The 14,777-nt window shown below is 63.8% G+C and carries 12 protein-coding genes and 1 riboswitch; of the genes, 2 read left to right on the top strand and 10 right to left on the bottom strand.

Annotated elements, in window-relative coordinates; genetic code table 11:
• Window positions 1–199: 199 nt before the first annotated feature.
• From parC to M1D78_RS02375, 8 genes are all read right to left on the bottom strand, one after another.
• Window positions 200–2,458, bottom strand: a complete 2,259-nt coding sequence (parC, locus tag M1D78_RS02410) for a DNA topoisomerase IV subunit A (protein WP_437422154.1) — start codon at window positions 2,456–2,458, stop codon at window positions 200–202.
• Window positions 2,455–2,982 (bottom strand): retropepsin-like aspartic protease family protein, encoded by a 528-nt coding sequence (locus M1D78_RS02405; protein WP_437422155.1) that lies wholly within the window; start codon window positions 2,980–2,982, stop codon window positions 2,455–2,457. Before M1D78_RS02405 ends, parC begins: the two co-directional genes overlap by 4 nt.
• Window positions 2,979–3,935, bottom strand: coding sequence for an esterase-like activity of phytase family protein (locus M1D78_RS02400; protein ID WP_437422508.1), 957 nt, complete (start codon window positions 3,933–3,935; stop codon window positions 2,979–2,981). The genes M1D78_RS02405 and M1D78_RS02400 overlap by 4 nt, the downstream gene beginning before the upstream one ends.
• A 32-nt stretch (window positions 3,936–3,967) precedes the next feature.
• On the bottom strand, window positions 3,968–5,854 hold the full coding sequence (gene parE, locus M1D78_RS02395; protein WP_437422156.1) for a DNA topoisomerase IV subunit B: 1,887 nt from the start codon (window positions 5,852–5,854) through the stop codon (window positions 3,968–3,970).
• An 18-nt stretch (window positions 5,855–5,872) separates the two neighbouring features.
• Complete coding sequence (locus M1D78_RS02390) at window positions 5,873–6,490, bottom strand: YqiA/YcfP family alpha/beta fold hydrolase (RefSeq protein WP_437422157.1); 618 nt, start codon at window positions 6,488–6,490, stop codon at window positions 5,873–5,875.
• A gap of 116 nt (window positions 6,491–6,606) precedes the next feature.
• The gene (gene cpdA / locus M1D78_RS02385; RefSeq protein WP_437422158.1) at window positions 6,607–7,422 is read right to left on the bottom strand and encodes a 3',5'-cyclic-AMP phosphodiesterase; all 816 of its coding nucleotides are present in this window, start codon (window positions 7,420–7,422) and stop codon (window positions 6,607–6,609) included.
• Window positions 7,423–7,570: 148 nt separating this feature from the next.
• A complete protein-coding gene (locus tag M1D78_RS02380; protein WP_437422159.1) occupies window positions 7,571–8,017 on the bottom strand; it encodes a DUF1249 domain-containing protein in 447 nt (148 codons plus the stop codon).
• Window positions 8,014–8,631, bottom strand: a complete 618-nt coding sequence (locus M1D78_RS02375) for an NUDIX domain-containing protein (protein WP_437422509.1) — start codon at window positions 8,629–8,631, stop codon at window positions 8,014–8,016. The genes M1D78_RS02380 and M1D78_RS02375 overlap by 4 nt, the downstream gene beginning before the upstream one ends.
• Before the next feature lie 227 nt (window positions 8,632–8,858).
• On the opposite strand from M1D78_RS02375, the gene M1D78_RS02370 reads away from it, so the two are divergent.
• The gene (locus M1D78_RS02370) at window positions 8,859–9,587 is read left to right on the top strand and encodes an RsiV family protein (protein ID WP_437422160.1); all 729 of its coding nucleotides are present in this window, start codon (window positions 8,859–8,861) and stop codon (window positions 9,585–9,587) included.
• Window positions 9,588–9,634: 47 nt separating this feature from the next.
• Here M1D78_RS02370 and thiC read toward each other — a convergent pair whose 3' ends face one another.
• Window positions 9,635–11,515 (bottom strand): phosphomethylpyrimidine synthase ThiC, encoded by a 1,881-nt coding sequence (gene thiC, locus M1D78_RS02365; RefSeq protein ID WP_437422161.1) that lies wholly within the window; start codon window positions 11,513–11,515, stop codon window positions 9,635–9,637.
• A 98-nt stretch (window positions 11,516–11,613) separates the two neighbouring features.
• A riboswitch (TPP riboswitch) is annotated at window positions 11,614–11,720 on the bottom strand.
• Between the two features lie 185 nt (window positions 11,721–11,905).
• Between thiC and M1D78_RS02360 the strand changes: the two genes are divergently transcribed.
• Window positions 11,906–13,339, top strand: a complete 1,434-nt coding sequence (locus M1D78_RS02360) for a TolC family outer membrane protein (protein WP_437422162.1) — start codon at window positions 11,906–11,908, stop codon at window positions 13,337–13,339.
• Here M1D78_RS02360 and waaA read toward each other — a convergent pair.
• The gene (gene waaA, locus M1D78_RS02355; protein WP_437422163.1) at window positions 13,336–14,649 is read right to left on the bottom strand and encodes a lipid IV(A) 3-deoxy-D-manno-octulosonic acid transferase; all 1,314 of its coding nucleotides are present in this window, start codon (window positions 14,647–14,649) and stop codon (window positions 13,336–13,338) included. The genes M1D78_RS02360 and waaA overlap by 4 nt on opposite strands.
• Between the last annotated feature and the right edge of the window lie 128 nt (window positions 14,650–14,777).

Genomic DNA, 14,777 nt, shown 5'->3' with positions numbered 1-14,777 from the left:
GGTTGTGGAGCGCAGCACGTTCGTTCTCTACCTCACACCGCAAGGGCAACGCGCTCGAACGCGGTAATCGCTCAGAGCGCCTCGCGTAACCGCGGTGCATGACATTGCCACCGGCTGCTAAGCCGAGGGCAGGTGAATTTCGAAGGACGGTATCTTCCGTGAAACCGCGGCCAGAAGCCAGCCTCCCGCCAAAGCCGGATCAGCCTGCCGACTCGACCTGCAGGGCATCGACACGCTGGAAACCGCGCGGCAGCTTATTCCCACGCCGCCCACGCTCGCCCTTGTAGTGCTCCAGGTCGTCTGCCCGCAGCGACAACGTGCGCTTGCCCGCCTGGAGAACCAGAGTGGCGCCTTCCGGCAGGATGGCCAGATCGGTGAGGTATTCCTCACGGCTCGCCACTCGATCACCCGGAATACCGATGATCTTGTTGCCCTTGCCTTTACCCAGCTGCGGTAGATCGCGCACGGGGAACACCAGTAGGCGGCCTTCGGTGGTCACGGCAGCAAGCCAATCCTGGTCACGGCTGCGCAACGGCCGGGGCGCAACGACCCGGGCACCAGCAGGCAGCGACAGCAACGCCTTGCCGGCCTTGTTCTTGGCCTGCAGGTCTTCCCCTCTGACGACGAAACCGTAGCCGGCATCGGACGCGATAACGTATAGCGCCTCGTCATCCGGCAACAGCACGCATTCGAAACTGGCGCCGGGCGGCGGCGTCAGACGGCCGGTCAAGGGCTCGCCTTGCCCCCGCGCGGAAGGCAGCGAATGAGCCGCGAGGGAATAGCTGCGGCCGGTCGAATCGATGAACACGGCGTACTGGTTCGACCGCCCCACAGCTGCGGCGCGGAACCCGTCGCCGGCCTTGTAGGACAAGCCCGTGGCATCGATGTCGTGACCCTTGGCGCAACGCGCCCAGCCCTTTTCCGAAATGACCACCGTCACGGGCTCGGATGGCAGCAGCTCGTTCTCCGACAGGGCGCGCGCTTCGGCACGGGCGACGATTGGCGAGCGGCGGTCGTCGCCATAGGTTTCGGCGTCTTCCAGCAACTCCTTGCGCACCAGCTTCTTCAATTTGGTTTCGCTGCCGAGCAGCGCCAGCAATTTCTCACGCTCCTTGGCCAGCTCGTCCTGCTCGCCGCGGATCTTCATTTCCTCCAGCCGCGCCAGCTGACGCAGACGGGTATCGAGGATGTAGTCGGCCTGCAGCTCCGACAGTTCGAAGCGCGCCATCAGCACCGGCTTGGGTTGGTCCTCGGTGCGGATGATATGGATGACCTCGTCGAGGTTGAGGAAAGCGACGAGCAAGCCCTCCAACAGGTGCAGGCGCTTCTCGACCTTATCCAGGCGGAACTGCAAGCGACGGCGGACCGTGCCGATGCGGTAGGTCAGCCACTCGCTGAGCAGAACCTGCAGGCTTTTCACCTGCGGCCGGCCATCGAGACCGATGACGTTGGTGTTGACTCGGTAGCTGGATTCCAGCTCGGTCGTCGCGAACAGGTGCTGCATCAGCTCGTCGGCATCGACCCGGTTGGATCGCGGAATGATGACAATCCGGCAGGGATTCTCGTGGTCGGACTCATCGCGAAGGTCCGCGACCATCGGCAGCTTTTTCGCCTGCATCTGCGCGGCAATCTGTTCGAGCACCTTGGAGCCGGACACCTGATGCGGCAGCGCGGTGACGACAATGTCACCGTCCTCGACGCGGTACACGGCGCGCATGCGCACGGAGCCGCGTCCGGTTTCGTAGAGTTTGAGCAGGTCCGCCCGCGGCGTGACAATTTCCGCCTCGGTCGGATAGTCCGGGCCCTGGATGTGTTCGCAGAGCTGCTCGACCGTCGCTTTGGGCTCGTCAAGCAACCGCACGCAGGCGGCAGCGACTTCGCGCAGGTTGTGGGGCGGTACATCGGTGGCCATGCCCACCGCAATGCCCGTAGTGCCATTGAGTAGAAGGTTCGGCAGGCGCGCCGGCAAGGTAACCGGCTCATCGAGCGTGCCATCGAAGTTCGGACCCCAGTCGACCGTCCCCTGCCCCAGCTCGGACAGCAACACCTCGGAATAGCGCGACAGCCGCGCCTCGGTATAACGCATGGCGGCAAACGACTTGGGATCATCCGGTGCACCCCAGTTGCCCTGCCCGTCGACCAACGTGTAGCGATAGCTGAACGGCTGCGCCATCAGAACCATGGCCTCGTAACAAGCCGAGTCGCCATGCGGGTGGTATTTACCGAGCACGTCACCCACGGTGCGCGCGGATTTCTTGTGCTTGGAGTCGGCGTTCAGGCCGAGCTCGCTCATCGCATAGACGATGCGCCGTTGTACCGGTTTGAGCCCGTCGCCAATGTGCGGCAGCGCGCGGTCCATGATCACGTACATCGAGTAGTTCAGGTACGCCTGCTCGGTGAAGTCGGCAAGCGAGCGGCGCTCCACGCCGTCCAGGCTCAGGTCTAGGGTTTCGCTCATGGTCGATCCGTGGCGTGTTGGCGCAGCACCAGGGTGCCGGCGCGCTGTGTGAATTCAAGTTGTTTGAGAGCGCTCATGCCCAGCAGGACCTGGTCACCCTCGAAGCCCGGCGCGACGATCGCGCGTACGCGCTGTAGGCGAATCTCGCCCAGGCTCAGGCTCGCAAGCTCGGTGCGGTAACCAGTGGTCTGGCCGTTGGCGGTTTGCAAGGCGACCGGCGCACCACGCGGCAGGCCGAGGCGCTCGGCGGTGCTCATCGGGATGGCGACGTCGGTGGCTCCGGTGTCCAGCAGGAAAGTCACCGCCTCGCCATTGATGAGCCCGTCGACGACGAAATGCCCTTGGACGTTGCCTTCAAGGTGGACCTCGATCTCCTGACCGTTGACCACCGACACCGGCTCACGGTTGGGGTTGTAACGGCCCTGCTCCCACTCAGCGAAAAACCGGGTCGCCAGGAACAGCCCCGCGCCCCAGGCCAGCACCAGCATGACGCGGCCAGCCCGACGGCCGGCGGGCTGGCTCACTGCTTGGCACCCCAGCCACCCTTTGGCGCGGCGAGGCGCCACACGATCGGGCGCTGCTCGCCATCGGCGCGGGTGAGCTGGTTGTTGTCGATGCCGATCCAGGCGCTTTCCTCGTCGATCCACAGCGCCTCGGCATTGCCGAACGGCGTGTCGTAGCGACGGGTATCGGCAAGTGCCGTCTGGGCATAGGACCAACAGCGCTCGACAGCCCCGGTATCCAGCCGACGCCGGCAGATCTGGTGCGGCACCGGCTCGAGCGTGTACAGCTTGCCATTATGAAAGGCCAGGCCGGAGAACCTCAGCGGCTGCTCGTCTTCTTCCATGGCGGATGGCGGCGCTTCCCGACCGCCCTCTGACATCAGGACGCAACCGCCCGTGCATTGCCAGCTGCTCTGATTGTGGTGCATCACCAAGAGGCCGCGCCGGCTGTGCTCGGCCGCCAGCCACAGACGACTCGCCTCCGGGTCGACCGTGATGCCCTCGAACATGGCGTTGAATCGCAGCAGCATGCCGCTGGCGCGCGCCTGGCGGATCAGGCTGTCCGGCAGTTTCAGCCACTCTGCGGTGCCGGCTGGGTTGACCCTGAGCACCGCCGCATAGGCCTCGCTGACGAGATAGCGGTTACCGAGCCGGTCGCAACTCAGCCCCTCGAAATCCATCTTACCGCCGCGGACCAAGCCGGTAATCAGCGACCGCATGCGCGTGCCCCACGATAAGCCTGTATCCGGCGGCGGCGGCAACTCGAAGCGCTCGGCTTCGGCGCGCCAGATGCTTTCACCGGAGTCGAGGCGATACAGCCCGGTATCGTCCCGGTCCGAAATCGCCCAGAACGCATCGCCGCACCAAGCCATACCGGACAGGTGCCCGGCGTCCATTCCCTCGACAGCGTGCTCGCTGACGAGCGTGAGCTCCGTCGGCAGCTCAGCCGCCAAGGCCGGTGCCACCAGTGCCATGCAGAGCGCGAGGCGTGCCACCCAGCCCGCCGTCACAGCAGGACCTCCGCCAAATTGCCCTTGGACTCGAGCCAGGTCTTGCGATCGCCTGCGCGTTTCTTGGCCAGCAGCATGTCCATTACCTCGCGCGTACCGTCGAAGTCGTCCAGCGTCAGTTGCACCAGGCGGCGGGTATTGGGGTCCATGGTGGTTTCGCGCAACTGCGGCGGGTTCATCTCGCCCAGGCCCTTGAAACGCGTGACCTGCGGTTTGCCGCGGCGCTTTTCTGCCGCCAGCCGATCGAGGATGCCGTCGCGCTCGGCCTCGTCCAGGGCGTAGAAGATGTCCTTGCCCAGGTCGATGCGATACAGCGGCGGCATCGCGACATAAACATGCCCGGCGTCGACCAGCGGCCGGAAGTGCCGCACGAACAGCGCACAAAGCAGCGTGGCGATGTGCAACCCATCGGAGTCGGCATCGGCGAGGATGCAGATCTTGCCGTAGCGCAACTGCGCCAGGTCGGTCGCGCCCGGATCGACTCCGATCGCCACCGCAATGTCGTGGACTTCTTGGCTGGCCAACACCTCGCCGCCGTCGACTTCCCATGTGTTCAGGATCTTTCCGCGCAGCGGCATGATCGCCTGGAATTCCTTGTCGCGCGCCTGCTTGGCCGAGCCTCCGGCCGAGTCCCCTTCGACCAGGAACAGCTCAGCACGCATCGGATCCTGCCCGGCGCAATCGGCCAGTTTGCCGGGCAGCGCCGGCCCCTGGGTGATGCGCTTGCGCTCGACTTTCTTGCTCGCCTTCAGGCGGCGCCCGGCATTGCTGATGGCCAGTTCCGCCAGTTGCAGGCCGAGCTCAGGGTGGGCGTTGAGCCACAGGCTGAAGGCATCCTTGACGACGCCCGAGACGAACGCGGCGGCCTCACGCGAGGACAGCCGCTCCTTGGTCTGGCCGGAGAACTGCGGTTCCTGCATCTTTGCCGATAGCACGAAGGCGATCCGCTCCCAGACGTCCTCGGGCGCGAGCTTTACGCCCCGTGGCAGCAGATTGCGAAACTCGCAGAATTCACGCATGGCATCGAGCAAGCCCTGGCGCAGGCCGTTGACGTGGGTGCCGCCCTGCGCCGTCGGGATTAGGTTGACGTAGCTCTCCTGTACGCTGTCGCCGCCCTCGGGCAACCACAACAGCGCCCAATCGACCGCCTCCTTGTTGCCCGCCAGGCTGCCGCAGAAGGGCTCGTCGGGAAGACGCGCGAATTCGCTGACCGCATCGACCAGATACGAGCGCAGGCCATCCTCGTAGTGCCACTCAACCTTCTCGCCGGTGCTCCTGTCCTCGAAGCTGACCTTAAGCCCCGGGCAGAGCACGGCCTTGGCCTTGAGGACATGTTTGAGCCGGCTGATGGAAAACTTGGCAGAATCGAAGTACTTCGGGTCGGCCCAGAACTTCACGCTGGTGCCAGTGTTGCGCTTGCCAACGGTGCCGATGATGTCCAAGTCGCTGGCCTTGAAGCCATCGGTAAAGGCCATCCGGTACTCGTTGCCATCGCGCTTGACGGTGACTTCGACGCGCGTCGATAGGGCGTTGACCACCGAAATGCCGACGCCATGCAGGCCGCCCGAAAACTGGTAGTTCTTGTTGGAGAACTTACCCCCGGCATGCAGCTTGGTGAGGATCAGTTCGACGCCCGACACACCCTCCTCGGGATGGATATCGACCGGCATGCCGCGGCCATCGTCGATGACCTGCAGGGAATTGTCCTCGTGCAGGATCACCTGCACAGAGCTGGCGTGGCCCGCCAGTGCCTCGTCGACACTGTTGTCGATGACTTCCTGCGCCAGGTGATTGGGGCGTGAGGTATCGGTGTACATCCCCGGACGCTTGCGCACCGGGTCAAGACCGGAGAGGACTTCAATGGCTTCTGCGGTATACGACATGGGCGTCTCGTGATGTCCTTATGAGTCGGAAAGGGCGAGGTCGGCAAAGCACGCCGGATCGAAGCCGGCAAAGGCGAGCAACGCAGGAATACGATCGGCAAACCCCTGAAAACCGTGGTCTCCGCCGGCCTGGATGCGCAGCGCGCAACCCCGGTAGAAATCCACGGCGTGCCGATAGTCGAGGGTTTCGTCTCCGGTCTGAAGCCAGACCTGGTAACGCTCCGCATCGGCCGGCGGCTGCACCTCCAGCTCCGCTAGCGCAGTAACGTGATCCTGGGTCAGCTGCCAGACCTCGCCGGTGTAGAGGTTGGTTTGCGGCCCTAGGTAGCCATCGAAGCGCCGATGCGGGTTGACGGCCGGGTTGATCAGCAGTGCCTTCAGGCCATGGCGCTCGGCAAGGTGGGTCGCATAGTAGCCGCCAAGCGAGCTGCCGACCAGCAACGGGCTGCCCAGCTCGTCGATGGCCGCCTCCAATTGCGCAATGGCTTCACGCGGATGGTGATGAAGCGCAGGGACCCTGAGCTGCTCGCTCGCTGCCAGCTGCAGCAGCGCCTGCGCCAGCTGACGCGCCTTTTGCGACAGCGGCGAGCTATTGAGGCCGTGCATGTAGAGGATGGTAGGTCGCTCGCGAGTCATGCTGGTTCGCTGATTGCCAAAGGACGGGAAAGGCTACAAGGCGAGACGCGAGGGCTGCAAGCGGCCCGATAATCGGCTTGGCATTCGCACCCGCGATGCGGGTGCGCCTGCAGCGCCTAGTAACCCTTGACGCTGTAATCGACTTCGAAATCGATGCCAACCACCCGCGACACGCCCGTCTCCAAACGACCATCAGCGTGCAGCCGCAGCCAGCGATAGCCGGGCGCCAGAGTGTCCACGTCGAAATCTGGGCTGCCCGGCGTGAATTGCACGCCTGTCGAGGGCGTCGCCAGCAGGCGCACGTCTTCGCGGGTGGCGTCGAAGGCCTGATGGATGTGCCCCCACAGCAGGGCCTTCACACCGGGGTGCCGATCAACCACGGCGAACAGCTCGTCGCGATTGCGCAGCCCAATCTTGTCCATCCACTGACTGCCGATGGTGACCGGATGGTGATGCAGGCAGATCAGGTGATGGCGATCAGGTGCCTCGCTCAGGGCGCGGTCCAGCAGGGCCAGTTGCTCCGCGCGCAGCATGCCGTAAACCGAGCCGGGCACCAGGGTGTCGAGCATGATTACGCGCCAGGCGCCGATATCCAGTACGGGGCGCATAAGATCCGTGTCGCGGCTGGCCTCGCACATCGCGTCGAGTTCGTCATGGTTGCCAGGGCACCAGCGGACCGGCGCCTGGATGCGCTCGGACAGGGTGCGAAAACGTTCATAAGATGCCAGCGAGCCATCCTGCGACAGGTCGCCGGTCGCCAGGATCAGGTCGACTTGCTTCTGCTCGGCGAGCACCAGGTCAACGACGCGCTGCAAACTGTCGGCCGTATCCATGCCCAGCAGCTTGCCGCCGGGGTTGCCGAACAAGTGGCTGTCGGTCAACTGCACCAGCAGTACCGAGTCTTTTTCAGCAATAAGGGGCGCAGCAACCACGACCCGTCTCCTTTGGCGAATTCGCGGAAGAATTATGGTGGCTCGCCGTGACGGGGGTAAACCGTGCGATGCGGGCATGCATCACAGATCAGCTTGCAAACGAGAATCATGGCACGTGGCCATCAACTAACCGATCACAGAACGTCGGTCAGAGAACAGGCTCCAACTCGTGTCCGCAGGCCAGGCAATGGCCGAGCCACTCACCGAGAAACAGGTTGAGCTGGTTCTTCTCATCAGGTTGGTGCATCTGCGCGTTGGGGTAGCTATAGATGCCCCGGAAGCGACGAGCGTTTTGCGCACTGACCACCTCCGCCATGCGCGCGTCGTGATAAACGCGGACTTCCATCTGCGGCACCGGCAGCCAGGGAAGGCAGTCCTGCTGGCTGATCTGCACGGTAGTGGTGTAGGGGCAGCATTCCAGGACCCGAAGCGCCAGCACGCCGATCAGCCGATCCCCCTGGCTCATGGCAATACGCCGCGTATCGGCCTGGCTGCGCATGTCGGGCAACAGGCGCATCAGTCGCAGGTAGTTCGCCTCGCAGGCGGACTGCAATTCGCGCAGATCCACCCGATATCGCTCGCGGGTTCGCCTCATGTCCACGCCCCCCTGATTTCGTCCCGGTTCAACGCCAGCCACTGCAAGGCGATGATGGTCGCGGCATTATCGATCCGACCATCGCGCAACGCATCGAGCGCGGCGCTTAGCGGCCAGACCGCCGCCCGGATATCTTCACCTTCTTCTTCGAGCCCGAAGATGCCGCCGGCATCGGTACTGTCGCAACGCCCTACGTACAGATGAATACGCTCGGTGCTGCCGCCAGGCGACGGGTAGTAGGCGGAAACTGGCCAGAGTTCGCCTATTTCAAGGCCGGCCTCCTCAATGGCTTCACGGCGGGCCACTTCTTCGGGCTGCTCGTCCTTGTCGATCAGCCCGGCCACGGTTTCCACCAGCCAGGGGTTGTCTCCCCTGGCCATGGCTCCGACGCGAAACTGCTCCACCAGGACGACTTCGTCGCGCTGCGGATCGTAAGGCAACACACATACCGCATCGTGGCGGACGAACAGCTCGCGCTCGATTTCCGCACCCATGCCGCCGCGGAACAGGCGATGGCGCAGTTTGAAACGATCCAGATTGTAGAAACCGCTAAAGCAGCGCTCGCGTCCGAGGATCTCGACGTCGCCTGCTTCAGCTTTGAAAATATCGTTCATGTACGACTCACATTTCGGTTTTGATCCTGCGCGCCCGGCCCAGGAGAAAGCTGCAACCGTCACACTGTGAGCGGTCTCTGATCTTCATGCTAGCGTGCCCTTGCATCAGGCGCAGCCCTCTGCAGACCACTCGCATGCTGAAAAATGCCCGAGCGGGCGCTGGCGAACTTCAAGGCCTGACCACACTCGAAACCGCACCTTACGACTCTGAGCCATAAGATCACATCATGTCGCTTCGTAACGCCCTGCCCCTTCTCACGCTCGGCCTGCTGCTGGGCGGTTGTCAGCATATCTTCACGCCCCCGCAAGCCGAGGTTCGCCAGGTGCTCAGCGAGCAGCGCCCCGAGGGATGCCCTCCGTCGGACGACAGTTGCCCGCTGGTCAACATCGATACCCAAATCTTCGCCGACGAGCCGGCGCTGAACACGCTCATCGATAATCGCCTCCGGCAGATGACGATCAACACGCCGGACGCCACCCTGCCCGCCTCGCTGGAGACCTACCAACAGCAGTTCTTGCAACACGCAGAGGCTGGATGGAGCAGCTACCTGCAGGCCAAGCTGATCGACCAGCACAACGCGCTACTGGTCGTCGAGCTGTCGAGCTATCTCTATACGGGTGGCGCGCACGGCATGCCCGGTCGCGGTTTCATCAACTACGACCGTGAGCGGGACCGAGAGGTGAAATTGGCCGACGTGCTGCTGCCGGGCAAGGAAGGCGCCTACTGGCGTGTCGCGGCGCTAGCTCATCAGCAGTGGCTGCTCGCCAATGAGCACGATGCTGCGTTCAGCCGGCAATGGCCGTTCCAGCAGACCACAAATGTCGCCCTTCTCAAGGATCGGGTAATGCTCAAATACGATGTCTACAGCATCGCGCCTTATTCGAGCGGCCACCCGATCCTTGATATTCCCTATGCGGAACTCGAGGGCATCCTGAAACCGGCCTATCTGCCCTAACCCGGAAGCGAAAAGGCCGCCCATTTCGGGGCGGCCTTTCTAGCCGGTCACACCTGCTTGTAGATCAGCGACCCCTGATCCTTGAAACGCTCGGCCTGCTCGGCGAACCCGGCCTCGATGGCCTTCTGCTCGTCGGTCAGACCGTTTTCGGCGGCATACTCGCGCACCTCCTGAGTGATCTTCATCGAGCAGAACTTCGGCCCGCACATCGAACAGAAGTGCGCGACCTTCGCCGATTCCTTCGGCAGCGTTTCATCGTGGAAGGCACGTGCAGTGTCCGGGTCGAGGCCGAGGTTGAACTGGTCTTCCCATCGGAACTCGAAGCGCGCCTTGGACAGGGCATTGTCCCGAATCTGCGCGCCGGGGTGCCCCTTGGCAAGATCCGCTGCGTGAGCGGCGATCTTGTAGGTGATGATGCCGGTCTTGACGTCATCCTTGTTCGGCAGCCCCAGGTGCTCCTTCGGCGTGACGTAGCAGAGCATGGCGCAGCCGAACCAGCCGATCATCGCGGCGCCAATGCCGCTGGTGATGTGATCGTAACCGGGGGCGATGTCGGTGGTGAGCGGGCCGAGGGTGTAGAACGGCGCTTCGTCGCAGCACTCCAGCTGCTTGTCCATGTTCTCCTTGATCAGGTGCATCGGCACGTGGCCGGGGCCTTCGATCATGCACTGCACGTCGTGCTTCCAGGCGATCTTAGTCAGCTCACCGAGGGTTTCCAGCTCGCCGAATTGCGCGGCATCGTTGGCATCGGCGATCGAGCCCGGGCGCAGGCCGTCACCCAGCGAGAAGCTGACGTCGTAGGCCTTCATGATTTCGCAGATGTCGTCGAAGTGGGTGTAGAGGAAGTTTTCTTTGTGATGCGCCAGGCACCACTTGGCCATGATCGATCCGCCGCGGCTGACGATGCCGGTTACGCGCTTGGCGGTCAGCGGGACGTAGCGCAGCAAGACGCCGGCGTGGATGGTGAAGTAGTCCACGCCCTGCTCGGCCTGCTCGATCAGGGTGTCGCGGAACAGCTCCCAGGTCAGGTCCTCGGCGATGCCATTGACCTTTTCCAGCGCCTGATAGATCGGCACCGTGCCGATCGGCACCGGCGAGTTACGGATGATCCATTCGCGGGTCTCGTGGATGTGCTTGCCGGTGGAGAGGTCCATCACGGTGTCCGAGCCCCAGCGGATGCCCCAGGTCAGCTTGGCCACTTCTTCTTCGATGGACGAGCCAAGCGCCGAGTTGCCGATGTTTCCGTTGATCTTCACCAGGAAGTTGCGGCCGATGATCATCGGCTCCAGCTCCACATGGTTGATGTTGGCGGGGATGATGGCGCGGCCGCGGGCCACTTCCTGGCGGACGAACTCGGGGGTGATCTCCTTCGGGATGGCTGCACCAAAGCTCTGCCCGGCATGCTGCTCGGACAGCAACCCCGCTTCGCGCGCCTCGGCGAGCTTCATGTTCTCGCGAATGGCTACGTATTCCATCTCGGGCGTGATGATGCCCTTCTTCGCGTAGTGCATCTGGCTGACGTTGTGCCCGGCCTTGGCGCGGCGCGGGTTGCGCACGTGAGCGAAGCGCATGGCTGAAAGCTCGGCATCGTTGAGGCGACGCTGGCCGAATTCGGAGGTCAGCCCCGGCAAACGTTCAGTGTCACCGCGCGCTTCGATCCAGGCGCTGCGCACGTCAGCCAAGCCTTTGCGCACGTCAATCTGCACATTGGGATCGGTGTAGGGGCCAGAGGTGTCGTAGACGGTTACCGGCGGATTGATTTCGCCACCAAAGGCGGTCGGCGTCACGTCCAGGCTGATCTCGCGCATCGGCACGCGGATGTCCGGGCGCGAGCCATGAACATAAATTTTCTGCGAGCGTGGAAAAGGCTGGATCGATTGCTGGTCGACCTGGGCCGACTCGCTGAGGTTTTGTTGTTCTGCACGCATCAGGCTAGCTCCTAGAAAATTGTCGGAGCGAACCTGAACACACGGCGGATCAAGGGCATCGGGGCACCGCCATGGCGGTGAGAGACTCGCCGGATCACGGACGAGGACATCTTGTTCCCTACGCAGGCCTTAACCTGATCAGGTTCAACGGGATCCGGAACTTTCCGATCTCAGCCTTCGCTTCAAGGCACCCCGACAAGAACGGGCCCGAGTCTAATCAAGAGCGACGGGGAAAGCCACGTTGGCGGCCACACCGCACGACCGCCGGGTCATATTTTCAATGCGGCAACCCCTGTCGCCCCCTTGCCGAACATGTGCCGTCAGGCTGCTTGACCGGCCACCAGACCGCGCATAGCCTTGCCCATCACTTCGCTTCAGGGAAAGACGCACATGCTGCGTAGACTCACGCTGGCACTCGCCGTGACCGCCGCCTCGTCAGGGCTGGCGCTGGCCCAGAACGCACCGCCTGTTTCCGCCCGAACCGACCTGCTCAGCGTCTATCGCCAAGCCGTGGAGAACAACGCCGACCTGGCCGCGGCGCGTGCACAATTCAACGCCGCACAGGAAATCGTGCCCCAGGCACGCGCCGGGCTGCTGCCGAACCTCAGTGCCAATGCCGAAACCAGCAGCACCCGCACCGACGTCGATACGAGTGCCGGGGCGCGCTCGCTCGAGCGCAGCGGCACGGTCTACCAGGCTACGCTAAGCCAACCGATCTTTCGCGCTGACCGCTGGTTTCAACTCCAAGCCGCCGAGGCAGTCAGCGAGCAGGCCGCCATCGAGTATTCCATCGCCGAACAGGACTTGATCCGTTTGACCGCGCAGGCCTACTTCGCCGTGCTGCGCGCGCAGGACACTTTGGCCGCAGCGAAGGCTGAGGAATCAGCCTTTCAACGCCAACTCGACCAGGCAGACGAACGCTTCGACGTGGGGCTTTCCGACCGTACCGATGTGCTTGAGGCACAGGCTGGTTTCGACACCGCCCGCGCGAATCGCCTGCTTGCACAACGCCAGGTGGACGATGCGTTTCAAGCGCTGACCACGCTGACCAATCGCCAATACCTGGCACTTGAAGGCATTGAGCACAGCCTGCCAGTGATGCCGCCCGTACCCAACGACGCCAGCGCATGGGTCGACACGGCCGCACGGCAGAACCTCGATCTGCAAGCGGTCAACCAGGCCGTCGTCGCGGCCGAGGAGACCTTGCGTCAGCGCCGCGCCGGCCACGCGCCGACGGTCGATGCCGTCGCGCAGTACAGCCGCGGCGACAACGACACCCTGGGATTCACCAATACCGGCAGCCCACGTTATACCGGTGACGTCGAGCAGCGCAGCATCGGCCTGCGCTTGAACATTCCGCTTTATAGCGGTGGGCTGACCAGTTCCCAGAGCCGTGAGGCCTATCATCAGCTCTCGCAAACCGAGCAACAGCGCGAGAGCCTACGCCGCCAGGTGGTCGAATCGACGCGCAACCTGCATCGCGCGGTGAACACGGATGTGGAGCAGGTGCAGGCGCGCCGGCAGTCGATCATCTCCAACCAGAGCGCGCTGGAAGCCACCGACATCGGCTATCAGGTCGGCACGCGAAACATCGTCGACGTGCTCGACACCCAGCGCCGGTTGTTCGCGGCGGTTCGCGACTACAACAATGCCCGCTACGACTACATCCTCGACAGCCTGCGCTTGAAACAGGCAGCTGGCACACTCAACCCGGGCGACCTCGAGGACTTGCAACAGTACCTGAAGCCGGACTACGACCCGGACAGCGACTTTCTCCCGCCCGACCTGTCCGAAAACGTCGGCCGCCCGGTACGGATCGACTAATCGACGATAGCGGGCTTGCCCGCCTTGCCCAGCTTGGCTGCCGGCACAAGCTGGGAGTCCAGGCCCGCCAGCAAGCGATCCAGTGCACCCTGATTGTTACGCAACACCTTGAGGCCGGCTGCGCGCGCCTGCTCCGTCCGCTCCTCGTCCCTCCAGAAGGCGTCGACCAGCGCCGCCAGCTCGTGCGCACTGTTGACCTCGCCCAGCGCACCGGCCTCACGCATTTGTGCGGCGATGTCGAGGAAGTTGAACAGGTGCGGGCCCGTCACCACCGGCTTACCCAGCGCGGCGGGCTCGAGCAGGTTGTGCCCACCGGTCGGTACCAGGCTACCGCCGACGAACGCCACATCCGCCAGGGCAAAGAGAAACAACAGTTCGCCCATGGTGTCACCCAGCAGCACCTGCGTCTCACCGTAAGGGGCCTCGCCCTGCGAGCGGCGAACCGTGTTGAAACCCTGTTTGCGGCAAAGCTCGAACACCGAGGCGAAACGCTCCGGATGGCGCGGCACCAGGATCAGCAAAGCGTGCGGATGCTCGGCCAGGAGCTGGCGATGAGCCGCGAGTAGGATTTCATCTTCCCCAGTGTGCGTGCTCGCACCGATCCAAACCGGTCGCACCTGGGCATCCCATTGCTGGCGAAGCTGCGCGGCGCGCACGGGCAGCGCCGGGTCAATGCTGAGGTCGAACTTGATCGATCCCGTCACCTCGACCACAGCGTCGGGGGCACCGAGCTTCCGAAAGCGTGCGGCTTCGGCTTCGGTCTGTACCGCAATCAGGCTCAGCTCGTCCAGCATCGGCGCGGTCAACCGCCCAAGCCGCGCGTAGCCGCGCGCCGAACGCTCCGACAGGCGGGCATTAGCCAGCACCACAGGAATGCCGCGACGTGCGCATTGATGAAGGTGGTTGGGCCAGAGTTCGGTTTCCATCACGACTGCGAGCCGCGGCTTTAACCGATCTAGCAAGCGCGCCGCCGCCCAGGGCAGGTCGTACGGCAGGTAGCAATGCTGCACCGTGTCGCCAAAGAGCGCACGGATCCGCTCCGAACCGGTCGGCGTCATGCAGGTGACTGTGATAGGGAGATGCGGATGACGCGCTTGCAGGGCGCGAATCATCGGCGCTGCGGCGATGCTCTCGCCAACCGACACCGCATGAACCCAGATGCCACCCGGCTGGTAGGCCGGCATATTCAGCGCGAGGCGTTCGCCGATCCGTTTCGAATAGGCCGGAGCCCGGCGAGCACGCCACAGCAGGCGAACCAGGATGACGGGCAGAGCAAGGTGGAACAGGAGCGTATAGAAGGTACGATTCATGACCGCGGAGCTTAGCAAGGCGTCGTGGCGCCGGCCACCGCGTACGAGCGCAGCGCGCCTATCGCTCGGGTGGTGAGAACTTCACGCGCCGCCAACAGCCGAATGAACGGCGCCCGCAGCCAACCGGA

It is taken from the genome of Pseudomonas sp. SA195, from assembly GCF_054131565.1.
The sequence above is the reverse complement of the archived record's forward strand: the minus strand, read 5'-3'. Positions and strand labels throughout refer to the sequence as shown.